Origin of the sequence: Pseudoalteromonas sp. JC3 (assembly GCF_030291895.1) — a bacterium.
GTDB lineage: Bacteria > Pseudomonadota > Gammaproteobacteria > Enterobacterales > Alteromonadaceae > Pseudoalteromonas.
On the sequence record NZ_CP127856.1, the window covers coordinates 1,200,553 to 1,220,716 of the forward strand.

The 20,164-nt window shown below is 42.2% G+C and carries 19 protein-coding genes and 1 pseudogene; 15 read left to right on the forward strand and 5 right to left on the reverse strand.

Annotated features, from left to right (window positions below):
* Window positions 1-60 precede the first annotated feature (60 nt).
* Together QSH61_RS23845 and QSH61_RS23850 are read right to left on the reverse strand one after the other, a co-directional pair.
* A complete protein-coding gene (locus tag QSH61_RS23845) occupies window positions 61-1,287 on the reverse strand; it encodes a threonine/serine exporter family protein (RefSeq protein ID WP_206472407.1) in 1,227 nt (408 codons plus the stop codon).
* Between the two features lie 339 nt (window positions 1,288-1,626).
* Window positions 1,627-2,637 carry a LacI family DNA-binding transcriptional regulator gene (locus tag QSH61_RS23850; protein WP_039491211.1) on the reverse strand — a complete coding sequence of 337 codons (1,011 nt, stop codon included), beginning with the start codon at window positions 2,635-2,637 and terminating at the stop codon, window positions 1,627-1,629.
* Between the two features lie 137 nt (window positions 2,638-2,774).
* On the opposite strand from QSH61_RS23850, the gene QSH61_RS23855 reads away from it, so the two are divergent.
* The gene (locus QSH61_RS23855) at window positions 2,775-5,258 is read left to right on the forward strand and encodes a S9 family peptidase (RefSeq protein ID WP_174169411.1); all 2,484 of its coding nucleotides are present in this window, start codon (window positions 2,775-2,777) and stop codon (window positions 5,256-5,258) included.
* A gap of 79 nt (window positions 5,259-5,337) precedes the next feature.
* Here the strand turns inward: QSH61_RS23855 and QSH61_RS23860 are convergent, their stop codons facing one another.
* The 3 genes from QSH61_RS23860 to QSH61_RS23870 all read right to left on the reverse strand — a co-directional run bounded on the left by QSH61_RS23860 (window position 5,338) and on the right by QSH61_RS23870 (window position 7,807).
* Window positions 5,338-6,186: an EamA family transporter gene (locus QSH61_RS23860; RefSeq protein WP_010604254.1), complete on the reverse strand. Its 849-nt coding sequence runs from the start codon at window positions 6,184-6,186 to the stop codon at window positions 5,338-5,340.
* 186 nt (window positions 6,187-6,372) lie between these two features.
* Window positions 6,373-7,155, reverse strand: a complete 783-nt coding sequence (locus tag QSH61_RS23865; RefSeq protein ID WP_174169410.1) for a Rossmann-like fold-containing protein — start codon at window positions 7,153-7,155, stop codon at window positions 6,373-6,375.
* A 298-nt stretch (window positions 7,156-7,453) separates the two neighbouring features.
* A complete protein-coding gene (locus QSH61_RS23870; protein ID WP_206472405.1) occupies window positions 7,454-7,807 on the reverse strand; it encodes a hypothetical protein in 354 nt (117 codons plus the stop codon).
* A gap of 281 nt (window positions 7,808-8,088) precedes the next feature.
* Here QSH61_RS23870 and QSH61_RS23875 point away from each other — a divergent pair, with 281 nt between their 5' ends.
* From QSH61_RS23875 to QSH61_RS23940, 14 genes and pseudogenes are all read left to right on the forward strand, one after another.
* On the forward strand, window positions 8,089-8,343 hold the full coding sequence (locus QSH61_RS23875) for a helix-turn-helix transcriptional regulator (protein ID WP_174169409.1): 255 nt from the start codon (window positions 8,089-8,091) through the stop codon (window positions 8,341-8,343).
* Window positions 8,344-8,406: 63 nt separating this feature from the next.
* The gene (locus tag QSH61_RS23880; RefSeq protein WP_227387781.1) at window positions 8,407-8,724 is read left to right on the forward strand and encodes a hypothetical protein; all 318 of its coding nucleotides are present in this window, start codon (window positions 8,407-8,409) and stop codon (window positions 8,722-8,724) included.
* Complete coding sequence (locus QSH61_RS23885) at window positions 8,690-9,262, forward strand: hypothetical protein (RefSeq protein WP_206472403.1); 573 nt, start codon at window positions 8,690-8,692, stop codon at window positions 9,260-9,262. The genes QSH61_RS23880 and QSH61_RS23885 overlap by 35 nt, the downstream gene beginning before the upstream one ends.
* A gap of 441 nt (window positions 9,263-9,703) precedes the next feature.
* Window positions 9,704-10,411: pseudogene (locus QSH61_RS23890) on the forward strand (contractile injection system protein, VgrG/Pvc8 family); the annotation flags it as partial.
* 1,959 nt (window positions 10,412-12,370) lie between these two features.
* Entirely contained in the window at window positions 12,371-13,186 is an 816-nt protein-coding gene (locus QSH61_RS23895; RefSeq protein ID WP_286124454.1) for a hypothetical protein, read from the forward strand.
* Window positions 13,187-13,194: 8 nt separating this feature from the next.
* Window positions 13,195-13,950 carry an Imm49 family immunity protein gene (locus QSH61_RS23900; RefSeq protein ID WP_069023620.1) on the forward strand — a complete coding sequence of 252 codons (756 nt, stop codon included), beginning with the start codon at window positions 13,195-13,197 and terminating at the stop codon, window positions 13,948-13,950.
* 11 nt (window positions 13,951-13,961) lie between these two features.
* The gene (locus QSH61_RS23905) at window positions 13,962-14,459 is read left to right on the forward strand and encodes an RNA-dependent RNA polymerase family protein (protein WP_206473752.1); all 498 of its coding nucleotides are present in this window, start codon (window positions 13,962-13,964) and stop codon (window positions 14,457-14,459) included.
* Between the two features lie 20 nt (window positions 14,460-14,479).
* Complete coding sequence (locus QSH61_RS23910; RefSeq protein ID WP_206473750.1) at window positions 14,480-14,845, forward strand: HNH endonuclease family protein; 366 nt, start codon at window positions 14,480-14,482, stop codon at window positions 14,843-14,845.
* A gap of 3 nt (window positions 14,846-14,848) precedes the next feature.
* Window positions 14,849-15,346, forward strand: a complete 498-nt coding sequence (locus QSH61_RS23915) for an SMI1/KNR4 family protein (RefSeq protein ID WP_206473748.1) — start codon at window positions 14,849-14,851, stop codon at window positions 15,344-15,346.
* Window positions 15,347-15,655: 309 nt separating this feature from the next.
* A complete protein-coding gene (locus QSH61_RS23920) occupies window positions 15,656-16,516 on the forward strand; it encodes a polymorphic toxin type 15 domain-containing protein (RefSeq protein ID WP_286124111.1) in 861 nt (286 codons plus the stop codon).
* Between the two features lie 12 nt (window positions 16,517-16,528).
* Window positions 16,529-17,209 (forward strand): GAD-like domain-containing protein, encoded by a 681-nt coding sequence (locus tag QSH61_RS23925; RefSeq protein WP_286124113.1) that lies wholly within the window; start codon window positions 16,529-16,531, stop codon window positions 17,207-17,209.
* Window positions 17,210-17,460: 251 nt separating this feature from the next.
* A complete protein-coding gene (locus tag QSH61_RS23930) occupies window positions 17,461-18,474 on the forward strand; it encodes a polymorphic toxin type 15 domain-containing protein (RefSeq protein ID WP_286124115.1) in 1,014 nt (337 codons plus the stop codon).
* Window positions 18,474-19,160 (forward strand): GAD-like domain-containing protein, encoded by a 687-nt coding sequence (locus QSH61_RS23935; RefSeq protein WP_206472065.1) that lies wholly within the window; start codon window positions 18,474-18,476, stop codon window positions 19,158-19,160. The genes QSH61_RS23930 and QSH61_RS23935 overlap by 1 nt, the downstream gene beginning before the upstream one ends.
* Before the next feature lie 168 nt (window positions 19,161-19,328).
* Window positions 19,329-20,162 (forward strand): hypothetical protein, encoded by an 834-nt coding sequence (locus tag QSH61_RS23940; protein WP_206472067.1) that lies wholly within the window; start codon window positions 19,329-19,331, stop codon window positions 20,160-20,162.
* Window positions 20,163-20,164 lie beyond the last annotated feature (2 nt).

The following is a 20,164-nucleotide window of genomic DNA, read 5'->3' on the forward strand; positions in this document are numbered from 1 at the left end:
TTTGTTAACATTCATAACTACAAAGAACTAGAAAGTCGCCTTTCCAGTTCTTTTTGCGCGTTATAAGCTCTTTTTAGGTGGCAGTACAACGTTTGAGAAGATAAGGCCAGCGATAAGAGACATAAATATTAAAAAGGTTTGTTGGCCAATATGGTCCGCATGAACAAAGCTTTGGCCTTCAATTAAAGAATTAAGTCCAATATAGGTTTTAGAACCAGGGACCAACACAATCAAACCTTGCATTGCAACAATGGACGCAGGGGCATTTACCACACGGTTAAAGATATTACTAAAGACACCCACTGCAAATGCACCTACAAAAGTACCAAGTGCATAATCAAAGTAAACCGCAGAGCTGATACTGGCTGCGTAGGCGATAAAGCCTGATGCGAGTGACCAACTTGCATGGCGTAACTTTGTTCTAAAGATAATAACTAGGCTGCTACAAAGTAATAGCACTGCAAGCCAAGCCGTCCAACGTGGTAATGGTGATGGTTGTATAAAATCAACTTGTCCAAAAAACGCAAACCCTAAACTGATCCCCAAAAATGCACCGAAGTAGAGCTTAAAGAGCAACATAATAGAGTCCATGACTCTAGCGGTGCCTGACACTAGATGACGAGCCGATAATTCCGCAAACCCAAGCGCCAGCGCCAAGCCAGGTATAAACACGATAATGGCCGAAAGTACCACCAAACGGATGTTGACCTGCGGGTCAATGTACACAGACACAGCGCAGGCAGCAACCGCTGATACGATGGCGACCAAAGGCTCAAGCATATGTGTTACGCGTTTGGAAATACTTGCCCAAAGCACGAATATGTAGACCACAAGCGATAGTAGCGCCGACCACCAAACGTCATTCCAGCTAGTTCCCATCAGCATCGCAAATGCGCCACTTGAGGTTGCAAATGCAAGACCCGTCATTAACTTATTATAAGGGGGCTTAGCGTGCAAAATGGCTTCAAGGCATTGTTCAGCTTCTTGGATTGAAAGCTCACCAGATAACACGCGTGTTGCGACGTCATCCGTATCTGCCAATGAACCTAAATCATGATCGCCGGGATCAACTCGCGCCACATGGGTATATTCTTCTTCATGACCTTCGGTCCAAATTACAAAAGTGACAGATGTCGGAGACATGACAAAGGAAGACTTTAGCCCTAGGTGAGTGGCTATTTCCATTAAATGTGCTTCGAGTCGATAGGCAGGGGTACCGTATTTGTGAAGCATTTTGCCTAACTTCACAATAAAGCGGCGTTTCTCTGTAAAGGTTGCGTTATTCAACGAAAGAGAACCTTAAATATGTAATGCCAATTCTACTGAGTGAAGCGAATTGGCGAAAATGTTAAAAAAGTATGGTGTTTGAAATTAAAAAAATCAAACTGAGCTCATCATGGGTACGCGCTGCTAGTAAGGTACATATCATTGCTTTTACTAGATTTTAGTTATGTTTTTGCACACGAATTTGATATTCGCAACAGACTATTTGCATAGGTAAATTTGGCGGCCAAGATTGCTGCGAATTCTATCCAGATTCTCAGTAATGTCTATAGTTTTGGCCGCAAATATTTGCATTTTTTATAAGCAGGTATCAGCGCTACATTTATTGCTAAGCGCTAAGAGTTACGATGATTCTCTGATCTGCAATGACACATCCACCAAGGTTCTAACGGCAGGTTGCGATTTGTTTAAAATTTCGGATAACGTATGGCATGTCCGCTTACCGATGTCGTCGGCATCAATTCTAACGCTCGTTAATGCGGGTTTCATCAGCTGGGAGTCTTGCAAGTCATCAAAACCGACAACTTTGATGTCTTCACCAGGTACCAGTCCATGTTCACGCATGGCTTCAATTGCACCGTATGCAATGACGTCACTAAAGCAAACGATAGCTTTTATCTCTTTATGGTTAGCGATGAGAGTATTAAATGCTTCTCGGCCCCCTTGGCGATTGGTTGGAGCAGCGATCGCAGGTTGCGCTTCATTTAATCCATTGAGCTTTAGAGCGCTTTGGAAACCAGACAGTCGCTCATGGTAATCTGAAATTTCGGGAGTACCACCCAGAAAAGCAATGTCTTTTATGCCTTGCTCAATGAGGTGAGTCGTTGCTAGGTGAGTCCCTTTTTTATTGTCAGGTAGAATACAGGGGGCTTTCGCGAAGGCCACTTCACGCATAATGGTAATAACTGGAAATCCAGAGTCAGCCAATTGGTCCAGCCACTCTCGTGGAGTACTTGGTGCAGGCACCATAACAAAAGCACAAACGTTGTATTCTTTAAGTGTGTTAACCACTTGGCGTTGGCGATTAAAGTCTTCGCCTGTATTTACCAGCATAGGCACCATACCTAATGCGTAAATATGCTTTTCTAATCCAACAGCAAGCTGAGCAGAGTACGGGTTAGTTAAGTCGTTGATAACAACTGCAACAAGATTAGACTTTTTACTACGTAGCGCTGCTGCGTCGCGATTATAAACATACCCCAGCTTTTCGATGGCTTTTAGTACTTTCTCTTTGCTTTTATCGCTGACTTTATCGCTATGCGTTAGGACAAGGGATACTGTTGATTTAGAAACTTGTGCCTCTTCGGCAACATCAAAAATGGTAACCTTAGCGAGTTTTTTATCGTTGTTCATGCTAATTCGTATCAATTATGGCTGGTTAAGTGACTAAGTGTACATCAAGTTTTCATCGCATTAAATCGCAAATCTCTGCACATTTCCCGATAATCGTTATATGATCACCTGCTAAACGCCGAAGATAGGTAAATACAGTGAAATTATTAAAACAAATCACATTTATCATATTAATGACTACCGTATCATATACAGTATGTGCACAAGAGCAAGGCTACATGACACCTTCTCCAGAGCTGGCAAAGCTTGTTGATGCACCATTGATCCCAACCTCTAAATTGAGTGCAAATGGTAATTGGTTGGCATTGTTACAGCGCAATAGGGTACTCACGCTCGAAGAGCTTGGACAGCCAGAGCAAGCGCTTGCGGGGATAAAGTTCAATCCGCAAACCTTTATGCGGACCTCCAGCCGCCAATATAGCTCTATTGAGTTTAAACATGTCGCAACCGGTGCCTTAATTAAGGTGACAGGTCTACCTAAAGGCAAGATCAAGTCTCCAAGCTGGAGTGCAGATAGCCGCTATCTTGCGTTTATTCTTGAACAAGAAAATAGTGCTACGCTTTGGGCTTACGATATTGAGCAGCGCAATCTTAAACAGCTTACTCAATCAACATTAAATGGCGTGGTGACTTCAACACCATACCAGTGGTTGCCAGACAGTACTGCAATTATCGCGAATATTGCTATTAATCATGGCAAACAGCCAAGCGCAAAAGATAAATCCAGCCTAACGCCAATAATACAAACCACATCTGGCAAAAAAGCATCAACACGCACTTATCAGAATTTATTGTCTAGTCCCTATGATATTCAGCTATTTAAGTTTTATTCTGAGGGGCAGTTAATTAAGCTAAATCTGAATGCCAGCGCGCAGCAAATTGGTAATCCAACGTATCTTAAACATTTCTCTGTTTCGCCAGACTCTACCAATCTAGTGGTTGGTATGATGGCAGATCCCTTCTCATTCCAAGTGCCTTACAGCCGTTTTCCAGCGGTATGGCAAGTGTGGGGAATGCGTGGCTATCCATTATTTGAAGTTGCAAGACAACCACTAGCCGACGCACTGCCTGCGGGCTTTGATAGCGTGAGAGAAGGGCCTCGAAAGATCCAATGGCGTGACGACCATGGCGCGACACTGATATGGGCCGAAGCGCAAGATGGTGGGGATATGAGTGTGGAGGTTGACTATCATGACCACCTTTATACGATTAGTTCGCCATTCAAAAAGGAACCTGAACTTTTCGCAAAAGTAGAGCGTCGTTTTTCAAGTATTGAATGGGCTGATAACAATGTTGCGATTTTGAATGAATGGCGCTTTGCCGATCGCAGTATTCGTTCTTCTGTATTTTCTCCGCGTAATCCAGAGCAAAATCGCATGGTGTTTTCAGAGCGCAGTTATAATGATGCATACAAAGATCCTGGCAACTTTGTATATGAAAATAGTGATTTAGGTTCAAGAGTATTGAAGTTAGTTGGAGGCAGGTATTTGTTTTTAACGGGCAACGGTGCATCTGAGAAAGGTAATATTCCTTTTTTAGATCGTTTTGACGTAAAAACCAATACTTCAACTCGTATTTGGCAGTCGAGCGAACCTTATTACGAAAGAGTGCGTGCAATGTTAGATGACGAAGGTATGCGCTTTATTACCGTGCGTGAGTCACGCCAAGAACAACCCAACTTTTTTGTCCGTGACTTACAGTTTGATACTTTGGAGCAGCTAACTAAGTTTGCGCACCCTTATCCTGCATTTAAAGGTGTTGTAAAAGAGCAAATCAAGTACAAACGTGATGATGGCGTTGAGTTATCCGGTAATCTTTATCTTCCTACAGATTATGACCCATCAAAAGGCCGTATACCTGTGTTGATGTGGGCTTATCCGCTTGAGTTTAAAGATAAAGCCGTTGCTTCGCAGGTGCGTGAATCGCCTTATCAATTCCCATATATTGGCTATTGGGGGCCAATGCCGTATTTAGCAAAAGGTATTGCTGTTTTTGATGATCCGACGATGCCGATTGTCGGGGCAGGCGACACACAACCAAATGATACATTTAGGCAGCAATTGGTTGCGAGTGCGAAAGCTGCTGTTGATACCTTAGTAGAAAAAGGTATAGCAGATCCTAAGCGCATTGCGATTGCAGGGCATTCTTATGGAGCATTTATGGTGGCTAACTTACTCGCCCATAGTGACTTGTTTGCCACTGGCATTGCACGAAGCGGGGCTTATAATCGCACCTTGACGCCATTTGGTTTCCAAGGTGAGCCGCGTAACTTCTGGGAAGCGCAAAACGTCTATGCCAGCATGTCGCCTTTCTTCCACGCGGAAAAAATCAATGAACCTATGTTGATGATCCATGGAGAGGAAGATCCAAACTCAGGTACTTTTCCTATGCAGTCTAAACGTATGTTTGCTGCAATGAATGGTTTAGGTGCCAATGCAAGGCTGGTGATGTTGCCAGAAGAAGGCCATGGGTATAAAGCACGAGAAAGTATTTTACATGTGCTTTGGGAGCAAGAGCAGTGGCTCGACAAGTATCTGTTTTCTGAGAAGGAAGACGCTGTTCTTGAAGGCGCATCAACAGAAGAAGTGATACCGCTCGTAACGGAAGCGACAGTTAACTAACATAAATCGATTCAATAGAGGGAGTAGTAGATCTACTCCCTCCATTTACCCTATTTCAGTTATACGAAAATTAAGCTACCTACTCTTTACTAGACACCGAACTGCCGACGGAAGCGGTAATTACCATAAAAATAGCAAGCCATTGCCAAACAGTCAGTAACTCTCCAAGAATTAAAAAGCCAGCCAACGCCGCAACCGCAGGTTCAACGCTCATTAAAATACTAAACCCTTGTGCGGGCATTTTTCGAAGCGCTACCATTTCTAGGCTATAAGGCAGGGCGCTGGATAACAAACCAATTGCGATACCCAATGGAATAAGTGACCAATTAAGGAGGGCTACACCTTGAGACATCACGCCAAACGGTACGATAGTAAGCGCGGCAACCGTCATGCCGATTGCCACAGTCACCCCGCCGGAGCTTTCGTTGCCTGAGCGCTTACCATAGAGAATATATCCTGCCCAACAAGCGCCAGCAACCAAGGCTAAAGCAACACCTACTGGGTCCAAACCATTGACATCGCCAAGATCTGGTAACAACAGCAAAATTCCTAAAATAGCAAATGCAACCCACAAATAATCACGTTTCCGTTTAGATGAAAATAGCGCTACGGCGAGTGGCCCGGTAAACTCTAAGGCCACACCAATGCCAATAGGGATACGTTCAATGGCATAGTAAAAGGTGATATTCATGCCGCCCAAACATAGGCCATAGACGATGAGTGGTCGCCAGTTTGTCGGTAAATGACGCCAAGGCTTGAACACCAAGCACAAAATAAGAGCTGAAAATCCTAGGCGATATGCTGTGGTGCCCTCAGGCCCAACAAATGGAAATAACTGCTTGGCAATAGAGGCTCCAGATTGGATGGTGATCATAGCGCAAAGCAGGCATAAAATCGCAATGACAAAGTCGCGGCTAAGTAGTGACATTGAGACCCCAACAAGATAAATAACAAGCTTAAAAGATGGCGATATAAGGCTAGTCTAATCGTGTCTAAATAATGGCTCAATTACTTTTGTATATTTTATGCCTTTATTGGTTTTTGAAATGGTTATTTGTTGATTTATTTACTTTTAATTTTCAGTATTTTCTTTTTGTTATCGTTCCAATTGTGCTTACGTATTCAGGTAGTTAAGCCAAGCACTTTCATGTCTTTGCATATTTTTATGCTTTTTCGAATTAAAGTGTGCAAGCCTATCGCGGTCATTGATAAAAGGGCCAGCTCTACAAATAGTACAGTAGTTATCACCCAAATAATCAGGTACTTTGAGTTTTTCTTTTATGGCGTGAGCTGGGTTAACAGACCAGTAATAGCTAATGCCGCTGGTGTCTTTTACATGTTTATCACGGTCGACATTGCGAATTTGATACTCTGGGAACTGTGAAATCTCAAACTGAGACTGACCGAGGTAATATTGTTCAAGTCCGTTGATCAGGCTGCCTTCTAGATCCCACTCTATATAAGGTTTTACGTCCTTAGAGGTAATGATCCCTAGCTGAGCGCCTTTAGGATCAAGTGCATGAGCCGCTGCGTTTATTAAGAATTCTCGCAGCAATTTCCGATTGAGGCTGTTAACGCTCAAAGTCTGGTTTTTGAAGCTTTCAAGCGAGTCAAACGCAGGAATGAGAGGAAACTGAAAAATTACCGCATCAAAGGCATGCGACGGCACTTTTTGCCAACAATGTGCCTCTGTGACATCAAATTGAGTCACTACATCAATCCCTAGAGTATGTAGTTTATCAAATGCATTATCTTGATATTTATGCTTAAGTTCACCTTCACTGTCGTAAACACTTGCAGTAAGATGGGCTGGAGCAAAGTACTTTGCTAATGAATATGAGAAGCTTAAATCGCCGTCACCAACGGTAAGAATACGCCAGTTTTTATCGAGTATCATGGAACTGTCTAAATCAGTAAAACGAGGAGTTTATCAAACTAGGCAGTTATCTTGTAGCAATTGGCTCTTTTATTAGTTTAAAACCAACTAGACAAAATACACCCGCCAAAAACCAAATGCTCCCAGCCAAAATTGCAAAACTGGTGGTTTTTTCAGGGAAAACTATAGCTAGCGGCAGTGTAATTGCTCCCCTTACTAAACATAACGTTGAAATAGTAAAGATGGCAGGGCGAAGCATAAGTAATGGTTTGATCCACTTGAGGGCCGAAAGTGCGTAGGCGGTCAAACGTACGCAAAGTCACTCTAAATATTTCCCCCAGTCTTGTACCTGCCATAACATTTTGTGCGGTTTGGATCGTTGGTTTATCTGTCCGTTTTGCTTGTCAGCTATAAGTTTTCGCTGTGTACCTTTTTGCTCACGTTGGCGATACGCTAACGCACATAATGGGCACTTAGTATCTTGATGCAGTCCAGAGAGACTAAAAAAAGAACACTTTCCAGATAAAATATAGATGAGTAATCGGAAGGATGTAATTTCGATTGCGTCTTGAGTCTCAACGCGTAGCTTCATGGTGCTTAAATCAGATGAACTCTCTGGCTCACCAATTTGCGTCATGCTTGTTTCAAACGTTTCAGTCTTACGTTTTCTCATGTTGCTGTCCTTTTTAATATGCTGAAAATGCCAAAAAGGAACGTGATGTGCGTAACGCATTGCTTTTTCAGTGTGCGTTACTTCAAGTACAGCGCCTTACTGTTCCTTCTAGTGTCAGATCTTACAAAGGTACGAGTCCAAAAGCTTAGACTGTTTCATATTTTCACACTTGACCGTTTCATTTGTTTAACACAAAATACACAAACAAGGCTCAGGCAGGACTATAGCGTTGTCATTGTTAGTAAAAGAATATTAATGGAGTACCCTAAGGGAAAAGATAAATGACAATTAAAGCAAGCAGTTTAGTACAGCAACTGAGGTTTGCCGCAGGATACTCTGTAATTCAGTTTGCAAAGAAGATGGGCGTTTCGAAACAAACCATCTACAACTGGGAGAGCGGCCTGACAACACCGGATTTAAACCAAGTAATTAGAATGTACATTGTTTGTGGATTGAACCCCAAGTCTTTACTACCAAAGCGAAAAAAAGCAGTAATGATGAACTTGGTGATACCGATACCAACCTCGATTAAATAGCGCAATTTGCAATCAAGATTGTTACACTATGCATACAAATGTTATTAACATAAGGAATACAAAGTGTATAAAAAAGAACCTAATTACATCTCAAAGCAACTACTTCCTGATGAACACTTAGGCAGTATTATCGGTTCGGGTGGTGTGGTCGGTGATTGCGCTCAAATTAACCGTAGGCAAGTAAGAGACAATATAGCGACCTCTGTAGTACAAGTCATTTCTCACAAGTACTTGCGACTAATTACGGGCTCTGGCGGTGTAGCTGGTGGTGGAGGCGGTCAAGTTGATCCTCAACAAGTGGAAGGTGCGATACAACGCCTTACTTTAAATCTAGCAACGAGAAATCATGAGTACGTTATATCAAGTCATAATGGAAAATAACCACCTAATCAATATTTCGATTTGGGTGGTTTTGATAATTTCAGTCTTTCTAAGTAAAGACAGCCCTAATGTTCAATGGTTAGCAGTCAATATTTTATTTGCACGCACATTAGACATTGCACTGTATGAACCTGCTTTAAAGCTGGGCGGATGGTTTTACTTTATAATGGCGACGCAAAATTTGCTTTTGATGGCGCTCATCATAAAACGCAAACAGATTGCAAACTATATAGCGCAGTTCAATTTAAGCTTTATCAGTCGCTTTGCACAAAAAAGCGCAAAAGACTTTTCCCTAACACCAAATGAGCTCACTTACATACTCATTTTAGCAAGTGCTGCTCTCATTCAAACTGCGTCCCTTATCGAGCGAGGGTTTAGAAAGCTAACTGACTTTAACCCAATGTTTATCTATAACGCGTACCCAAGCTTGATGCACATACTCACTATTCTTTCCGTGCTGGTTGTATTTTCATTAGTCATTGATGCTTATCGTGGTTTCTATACTTGTCGTGACTCTACAAGCCGCAGCTCAATGTGAGAGCATGGCTCGGAGTAAATTAGCTTTGTACTATCACATAACGTGCAGAGGTTACTTTTATTAAAATTGGAGAATTCTCATGATATTGTTACCCAATGATATAGCTAAAAAAATAACAGGAGCAGCAGGCGGTGGAGTAACTAGTCCTGACCTACCTGAGAGAAAAGAGTAAAGTTTGGGTGTAGATTGATTTATATACATGATAAAGTATTAGAAGTAGCCCATTACGTGTTCTAAGGAAATAGTACCGCGTATTGATGGAAAGGCTTTAACCAACAACAGTGGACATAAAAAATGCAAACAAGGATTGTGGTGTATGGTACTAACCATCCTGTACATGTCGTCGATTTTGAACTCACGACCTGTATCAATAGCGGCTTTTTACTCAAAGCCAACCTAGAATCCCAATTTGACCTGGCTGATGAGTTACTTGTCGGCAATATGCTCACGTTTGAAATTGAGTCACCAGATGCAATATCGACGTATTTCACTGGGACTTTGTTTGATATTCAATCTGGTTTTGTGTCTGAGCACACCTGTGGTGCAGAGGTGGTATTAAAGCCTCGCCTTGAGTTACTTAAGCAAACTGAAAAAAGCCAAATCTTTGTACAAGCCAATGTTCAGTCTGTCCTCAATAAGTTGATACAAAAAGCCGGCTATTCACAAGACCGGATAAAATGGCGAGTCACTAAAGATTTACCCACGCTACCGCAGTGCGTACAAGCGCTAGAAAACGACTACACCTTTTTCACTCGACTCTTAGCAAAGTACGGCTTAATTTATTGGTTTGAATGCCATGATTTTATTGAATCGATAGTGATTGCCGAGGGAAACCTTGCAAGCCCCTATATTGAGCGAGGCTTGCTGTCGGTAACGGATAAAGATGGTCTGGTGCACGAACATGAAACCGGCTTTGTTGGGTTTACGCAGTGCCAAAGCCGCCATCGTTTTAGAATGGGTGGCTCACAAGTGCACATGAATGCCCATCCACCAACCTCGGTCAGCTCGGCCCAGCGCAGTTATTTTGAGCCTGCTGCACAAAATCCTGCTGAGCAATTTGAGCGCACTGGCAATCTCGAGCTTGCCTATCAACAAGGTAAAAATGAAGTCACGCTGGTAGGGAACGTAGCCGAAGCCAATGCCGGTTATTCGTTTTCGTTAAATGGTAAATTGGGCACAGCAAAAGGTGGCGATTATACCTGTATTCGCAGTAAACAGGTGTATAAGCAAGGCAGTGCCAATGACCCTAAGCAAGTTGCGCATCATAGCGAGTCGGTGTGTGTACCACGGGGTGAGCCAATACGTATCACGCCCCCAGAGCATAGTCCTAAACCGATGGTGTTTACCGCCACAGTGCGCTCGCTGTCGGGGTCAAAGGCCAATCCTCATCTAGATACCCAAGGGCAATATGCCACGCAAGTACATTTTGATAGTCAGGTGACTGAATCGGTAAAGCGCCTCACACAATATGCCTGTCGTGGTCAAAAGCAACCGACAGGGTTACACTTTCCACTGCTGCCAGACAGTAATGTGCTCATCGGTTGTATGAACAACGACCCTGACCAAAGTTACCTGTTAGGGTTTGCGCTTAATGACACCCAACCATCTGTTGTTACTAGCGCCAATAACGCCCAAAACGTGCTCTGCTCTCGCGGCCAAAACCTATTGATGTTTGATGACACCCCAAAAACCCCGCATATTGTGTTGCAAACCTTAGCAGGCAACCAGCACTTGGTGTTACATGGGGATAAAAAGCAGCCTTATATCCACTGGCTTGCGCAACTTGGCGCGATGAATATTTTTGCAGCCAAAGACATACAACTTGGCAGTGTTAAAAGCGCAATTCGACTACTCACCAATAAAACCTTTATTGCCAGCGCCAAACAACAACTGGCACTGGAGAGTAAAAAGTCAGTCATTGCCGATGCAGCAACCAACCTAGACGTCACCGCCAATCAAATTGACGTCAGCGCCAAACAAGATTTGACCCTTAAGGCGGGTCGCAGTCATCGCAGTGTTATCCAAAGTGATATAAACCTCAAGGCAGACAACAACCTTACCATCACCGCTCCCGCGGGAAGTCAAATCATTCAAAGCCAAGGCAATATCACGATTAAAGGCAGTGGCTCTGGCAACCTCACCCTTGCCAATGGTGGCAGTGAAATCAGTATTGACTCAAGTGGTAACGTCAACATCTTTGCAGACAAGTTACTGACCTTAAAAGGCAAAGCCATGACCGTGTTTGACGGCAGCATGGAGCAAGATATTGGTGGTAAACAAAGCGCCACGATGCCGAGTGTACCGCAAATTCAAGCGCTCTCTGAGAATGCTCGACTCTCACTTGCCGCCGATGGCATTGCCACCATGATGAGCAGTACCATTGAGTTGTCTTACACCTATCAAGATGGCAGCCCAATTATGGGCGCGCCTTATACCATTCGATTTGCAAACGGCACAGAGTTGACTGGTAACTTAGATGACAGCGGTAAAGCAAAAATCGAGAATGCCCCGCCCGGTCAATATACCGTGCAATATGGTGAGGACAAACGCGATTACCTACCAGAAGATAATCGCCCTAAAAATCCACTGTATGGAAAAATTACCCCAGCGCGAGCGGCTGAAATGGTACGCAGCGGCAATACCGCACCACTGATAGAAGCCAATGGCATTGCAACCCAAGCAGGTGATTGGTTATGGGGCACACTGCAAGGCGACTTTAATCAAAACCCCTCCACGTCACAAATCGTGGTAGGCACCTTGATTTCCATGATACCGATTATCGACCAAGTCATGGATTTACGAGATATCATTGCCAATGTCATGTTACTGACCGACGATGATGAAGCCAACGACACCGACGCTTGGCTTGCTTTTACCCTAACGGGTATTGGTTTAGTACCAGTTGTGGGCTCAGCAGTCAAAGGCGTAGGAAAGGTTATCTTAAAAAATACTGGAGAATCGCTCTCGGCTGCGCTTGCCGTTTTACGCAAGCTCGGTAAAGGCGACCCAGTTAAATACCTAAGAGACATCAACTGGCAAGACCTAGGAAAACAATCCGCCACGGAAGTTAAAAACATCGTCAAAGGCCTGCGCGATTCACTCGATGAAATGTCTAGCAGTTGGCACTACGACCTACTGCTTCCAGACGCCGCTATCGAAGGCATGCAAGCCACGGTTAAACGCCTAGACGAGGTCACCCCCAAAATCGACCAGCATATGCAACAAGCCGCCCAAGAAATCGGACAGCGAGTCAATAAAGCACTGGATGAATATCAAGGTCAATCACCAATTCGAGGCGTTACCGATAAACCCACCAAAGCCAAAGCCGATGAGTTGGAGCCGCCAAAAGGGAATGAGCTGCCGGGTACTAAAGTTAGCAAATTAACAGATCCGAGACTTCAGAAACATTATAAAGATGTTTCAGCTTATATGGCTCACTATAAATCACGTATGGATCAAGCTATTAGAAATGGTGATTCTTCCAGAAAAATCGGTGCTTTTAAGGCTAAAATTACCGAAGGAAAAGGTGAGTTAGCAGCTGCAATGCATATGGAAAAACACTTTTCCAAACCACCTCCACCAGCGCAAATGGAGATGGGTTTTGGGCCTGGACCAGGAATTGACCAGATTTGGGTTAAGAGAGATGGTAAAGGAAATATTATCGAATATTTCGCTGTAGAAGCTAAAGGACCTGGAGCTACGCTGAAAAAAACAAAAACCATGCAAACCCAGATGTCTCTATTTTGGCTCAGAGCTAACGCAAAAAAGATGAAAAACTCGAAGAAATACAAATCTAAAAACCAACTCGGAAGTGACTTACTCAGAGCTATGAAAAGTGGAACTCCGCCTGTTCGTCGTTTAGTTATAGAGGCGGTTGAAAAGAATGGTTCTGTTGTATCATCAAAACTTCAACCTTTACCTTAGGAATTACAATGTTAAAGATCAATCAATATGAAGAAGATTTTGAAGAGCTTATTGCTGACTCACCTATTATTATTGAAAATAGGAAGGCACAAATAGATGATAAAACATTATCATTGGAGCAGCGTAAAGAAGCATTATTTACTGTCGCAGAAGAATACCTTGATTTAGGTTATGCGTATTATATGCTTGAAGAAAATAATAAGAGCATCGTACACTTTCAAAAAGCTATGCCGTACAAGTTTAAGTTAGCATTCGAAGCTTTATGGAAAGAGCCAGAAAACTGCTGGAGCATACAGGAAACTTTGAATTGTATTTTACTTTTCGGCACGAAAGAGTTGAAATCCGAACTTATTGACTCTAATTGGAAATTAGAGAGCGAGGACATTATTAACGAGTCATCCTATTTGTATGACCGCCTACTTATTCAAATTGGTACCACATTCAAAGTTGATGATGCAGCATTAATTAATGCTCTAAACGTTTCTGAATTAGAAAAAGACAGAGATGTTCAACAATTTATCGTGCCTTTACTACGCTCAATTAAAGGACTAATTACTAGTGATAAATCCCAATGGCAAATTGGCATTGACAAAGCTTTGCAATGGCACGCTGACGAAGCAAAATTGGGTGAATATAGAGATATCCGGCAAGGTGTTATTTGTTTGAATGCCTTAACTCTTGCAAAGCTTGGTCGTGACATGCATGGGTGGGAATGTACTAGTGAATCAATCTATTTACCGTTAAACCTCTTAAATTTAATTTAGTAAGGAAAAAAATGAGTGGCCTAATTCATTTGTATCTCATTGATGAAGCTGTTTTTCCAAAAACACTAACAGGAAGCAGTCAGCAAAAATACCAGCAACTTATTGATATTACTTTAAGTAATGGAATTCGCTGGCAAACGGTTGAATTAAATATGCGTGGCTTTATTCCTGCAATTTCCATGTGGGACAAAGTTGCTGGTAATAGCCAATTGATTGAGGCGTGTTCATTTCACTACTTTCCCAATCACCTAATTGCTCCTGATGCCGAGATAAATGGTTCTTTTGGCTTTTTTCCTTCAGAAATGATTACCGATTTAAGTGATGTCATGGAAGAAAATCTAGACTTCGATATTAACTCTTATGATGGTAAACAGCTAGTTAAATATGTTGAGCAAAACGAAGGCGACTTAGACCCAGACGCTTATGAGATTGTTCGAAATGCTTATTACCGAACTTTCCGAGATGCCAAAGAGCAAGACAAATCTATTGTGATCTTGATGGAGGATTGATCCCCAAATTCAGATAATAAGTGCACCACTCATGGTTAAACGGTGATGGTACGTGGCAATCAACACTCAAAGAAGTAAATGAAATTACTGGTGGTCAGCCAATCATATTTAAAAATGGTAGGCCTGACTTTACACCATGGTCTAAGGGCCAAATTGCCTTTGCACCAAATGAATTAAATGGTACATGCCAAGACTTTGGTCAAGTATACAAATATATAGCTGATCAAAAAGGCCTGAAAAGTAAAAATGCCGCTAGGCAATTGCTGAGTAAGCTAGATTTAACTCCACACCACGCTAGTGCTACAATAATCCAGCTTATACCTACGAAATTGCATGGTAATATACCTCATATAGGATCAGCTTCTGATTTAAGAAAAGGAAAGTAAGTTATGATTAAGAATGTTCTTGACCCTCTTGGAGCGATACCTTTGCATGAATGCAGCGATGAAGTTATTGATATCAATGAGCTTGAAAATAGATTTAAGTTCGAAATACCAGATGAACTAAAGGAACTTTATTCACTATTTAATTCATCAGTTATTTTTGATTCTGGTGCAAAAATTAAGCCTAATCAAGCCACCCCACTGACTGATCATGATGGATATCAGTCGGTGGAAATTCTTTATGGTATTGATAATCAAGATAACAATATACTCCAGAAAAATGCCATGTACGAAGAACTTGAGCAAAAAGGCTATTTTATTTTTGGCTCCTCTTGTGGTGGCGATCAACTTTGTTTGGGAAAAAGAGATCTCAAAGTCTACTGCTGGGATCATGAAAGTGGTGAAAGCGAACAGGAATTTTATGAGGTTTCTACGAACCTATCTTCATTTTTCAAGCGCTACAGCCGGATGAAGATGAAGCAACTGATCATGCCTCGAAAATAGACGAAGATAAGTCTTTCCTTTCCTTTTAAATGACTAAGAATAGAATATTGTAGTCAGATCAGTTCTTTTTAAACTGGCTACATTTGGAGTAAATGATCGACCAAGTAATCGATTATCAATAACGACGATGTACTAGCCCATAATTCACTTAAAAGCTGGAGATTGCCGATGCAGCTTTTTACCCAAAGAAAAGTTGGTAAAGGCGACTTTGTTAAATACCTATGAGTCATTAGCTGGCAAGACCTAGGAAAACAATCCGCCACGGAAGTTAAAAACATCGTCAAAGGCCTGCGCGATTCACTCGATGAAATGTCTAGCAGTTGGCACTACGACCTACTACTCCCAGACGCTGCCATCGAAGGCATGCAAGCCACGGTAAAGCGCCTAGACGACGTCACCCCAAAAATCGACCAGCATATGCAACAAGCCGCCCAAGAAATCGGACAGCGAGTTAATAAAGCACTGGATGAATATCAAGGCCAACCACCAATTCGAGGCGTTACTGACAAACCCACCAAAGCCAAAGCTGATGAATTGGAGCCGCCAAAAGGAAATGAGTTGCCGGGAGGGAAAGGGTTGCACCCTCTCAAAGCAGGCATGAAAGCATACAAGGTCCCCTGTTTTAAACCAAGTGATAACTTAAGGAAAAAACATAAGGGCGACTTACGTGCTTTAGAGCATAATTACGCAAGGCAGCTTAAGAATCAAGAAAAAGGCTTAAATGATTTAACCATTGGTGAATACAGAGAAAACCGCGATCGATACAAAAATATGAAGCGTAAAGGGACTGGAACTGCTCAAAATGATTATAGGGATGAGTTCGAAGATAAACTATTTCAATCTCTCAAGCAATCATACGGTAGAAACAAATCACGTACTGAAGCAAAAGAATTAGCCGCGCAAAGAACAACAGAAATTATGAAAAATTTACATGCATTACACGACCCTGATATGGGTGCTGGCGGTTATGATAAGGTTACTCGTCTGGGCGATAAAAGAGTTAATGAATCTATAGGTCCGCAGTGGGCCAAAGCACCTATAGGAAGTAAAAAAGGGGATAAAACACGCGTAGAATTAATGGATGAGCAAGTTGAAAAAGCATTTAAAGAATATGGCCCAGATGCTAAGTTGAACATTCGACTTGAGCGCTGCCCGTTAAACAAAAAGTAAAGTAGAGAACCCATGATAGAGACGAATGATGACGATTTAGCCTTTTTTTTAAGCGAATTTGGCCAACCAACAACAATTGTACCCGCGACTACCGCTGATATAGAAGCGTATCGAGGAAAGCTGCCTGATCAGCTACTTGAATACTGGCAAATACTCGGTTTCAGCGGCTTTGCCGATGGTTTATTTTGGTTGACAAACCCCGCGGATTATCAAGACATTCTTGACCGATTTTTAGAAGATACTCCGTTTGAACAACACGATATCTATTATGTTATAGCGCGCAATGCTTGGGGGAAACTTCAGGTCTACGGCGAGAAAACAGGTGTATCACTTGAAATCAGTCCGCACTTAAATTGGATGACAACAAGCGTAGGTAGTGAGCAAGATATCGCAGCTGGTAAGGCTAACCAAACTGCAAAAGATTTTATAGCGCTTCAAGACCCTGAACGACTTGATATTAAAGATAATCAAAGGAAGCCACTTTTTCCTGCGACATTAAAAAAACAGGGCCCACTCAATGCCGATGAAGTGTACGGCTTTGCGCCATTTTTATTTATGGGTGGCGAGAAAAAAGTCAAGAATATTGAAAAGTGCGATATTTTTGCCTATTTGAATTTAATTGCCGACATGGGTGATATGGAAATCATTGATATGGCTTCTATGGTACGTGGCGCTATTAAGCAGCATGAATAACGCTGTATGCAAATGTGATTAGTAACGGCGCACATCACTTAATGAATCATCAAGATGACCGTATCCCCGGTTAAGCATGATGATTCATTAGACACGTTTTTTAATATTAACTTACCAGTTAGCCAGGGCGGGATTCCACTTTGCTCATAGATTAACCAAAGAGTAACTCCGTCCTAAAATCACCGCTCCAAGTTGCTCCTCTTCTCAGGGCAAACACTAGTTAACTTATCAGTATAGGTTTAGTGCCAGTTGTGGGCAAGGTTATCTTAAAAAATACTGGAGAATCCCTCTCCGCTGCGCTTGCCGTACTGCGGCTTTTTACCCAAAGAAAAGTCGGTAAAGGCGACCCAGTTAAATACCTAAGAGACATCAACTGGCAAGACCTAGGAAAACAATCCGCTACGGAAGTTAAAAACATCGTCAAAGGCCTGCGCGATTCACTCGATGACATGTCTACCAGTTGGCACTACGACCTACTGCTCCCAGACGCTGCCATCGAAGGCATGCAAGCCACGGTAAAACGCCTAGACGACGTCACCCCAAAAATCGACCAGCATATGCAACAAGCCGCCCAAGAAATCGGACAGCGAGTTAATAAAGCACTGGATGAATATCAAGGCCAACCACCAATTCGAGGCGTTACCGACAAGCCCACCAAAGCCAAAGCTGATGAATTGGAGCCGCCAAAAGGGAATGAGCTGCCGGGATCTGCAATAAAACGTATGCCGCAATACAATGTGCCTTGTTTTAAAAAGAATGCCAAAGGAACCGCTGTTGAATATGACCGCCAATTAAAAGGACAAATGGACGGGCTAAATAGCATGACAGTAAAACAGTATCTTGAAAATCGCGATGCTTATAAAAAGATTGGCCGAAAAGGAACTGGTAAGGCGCAGAAGGCGGCTAGAGAAAAGTTTAAGAAAAAGTTAATTGACAAATACAAATTAGAGCTCCAAGAAAGTGGAGAGTACTTCGGCGAAGAAGCGGTTAGAAAAGCTGAAGAATTAGCAAAAAGGGACATGAAAACCCTCAATGCTTTACATAACCCTGATATGATTGCAGGGGGGTTAGATGAGGTAGTTGATTTAGGTGACGCTAGTGTTAACCAATCTATTGGCGCACGATGGAATAAAAAAGGTTTTGATGACTCAGGTAAAAAGACTAAGTTAAGTCGTGTTGAGCTAATGGATAATGAGGCAGAGAAAGCACTAAAAGCATTGGGCCCAGATGCAAAATTGAATATGAATCTACATAGGTGCAAATAATGAACAAGTTTTTTGACAATTTTTATAACTTTGGTGGGTTTGGTCCAGCGATAGAAGCGATTCAACCAACAGATGAGCAACTCCAGTATTACCAAGGTATTTTACCTAATAATTTACTAGAGTATTGGAAGGAGTACGGCTTTTGTGGTTGGGGGAGTGGTCGCTTGTGGATGGTCAACCCAAGGGATTATCAAGATATCTTGACTGAATGGTTAAGAGGCACGAAGTTTGAAAAAATGCAAAATAACGGTATAGACAGCTTCCATGTAATTGCACTAGATGCATTCGGTGAGATCTATGTCTGGGGAAAGAATTCAGGGAATAGCATTTCAATAACAAGTAGTTATGGCATGATTTTTCCGACCTTTGATAATGAAAAATATGTTAGTAGAGGTGAAACTAGAAGCCTAGACCTTTTCTTTTCTATAAAAACAACTTCAGAAATTGATTTAGACGATATCAATGATCAGCCTCTTTTTGAACGAGCTGTCGAAAAGCTAGGCCCTCTTGAAAATGGAGAGATCTATGGCTTTGCGCCTGCTCTTGCCCTTGGTGGCGAGCCTAAGCTTGAGAATCTCCAAAAGGTAAAAGCTACAGAACATTTGGCATTCCTAGCTGACCTTGGAGAGAAGCGTGTTATGGCCGATATCGTTACGCTATCTAACCAATTACCCCATAACCAATAGCACCTTTTTAAGTCCTTTAAATACATAGATGTTGCAAGGCTAGGTTCAATCATCCTCCTAGCCTACATTTCTCACCAAATTTCTTCTGCTGCTTTCATTTACATTTTTAATTAGAGAAACGAATCAGTTGCATTAAAAGTTAACCCTAGGACGCATGTTCAAATATTATTGGATGACTTTTTAAGTGATGCCCCTGAGCATGTAAAGAATAATTACCGGGTTGCATTACGAGATGGAAAACCGTATATAACAAGACGAAACCAAACGGTCAGTGACCAATTGCAGTATGTTGACGGCCAAATTGTTTTCGCCTTGAATAGAATTGATACACCTAATAAAGTCTTGCAACGCTTGAAGGTTGACCACAAGTCACTCACTCCAGCGGCAAAACAAAAGCTTAGGACGCTAGAAGCACAAAGAAATCAAGCCATCGCCAAACGCGATGCCGCATTAAAGTCTGGTAATGCAGAGCACCTTAAAGCAGCATATAAAGATATGCGTGCAGCCAGTGAAGAGCTGGGTGAAGAAGCCGCCCGGATCTTCGTAGAACAAAATTACCCAGGAGCAACACCACTGAGATCAAAGTTGCTCACAGATGGTAAGCAAGGACAATTTGACCAATTATATCAAACCGAAGACGGTAGACTCCTAGTTATTGAAGCCAAAGGGGGTAGCGCAACTTGGGGGAGTCGAATGGCCGGAACAAAGCGTGCTCAGCAAGGGTCTAGAGCCTATATGGATTCAATTTTTAAGAATTATGAGAAGAAACTAACAGAATATATAGCTGACCCGAAATATGGTGACCCAAATGAGGCTAAGTTTAACGAGCAGGTTAAAGAATTAAACCGAATGCTCGAACACTATAAAGATATGATTAAAATGGACGGTATTATTGATGACCCAATTGAATATATTGGTGTACAACAAAAAGCTTCTGATGTTGGAATTAAAGGAGCCATTGATGCCACCATATTTGATATTAAAAATATAGAAAAGGGATAGAA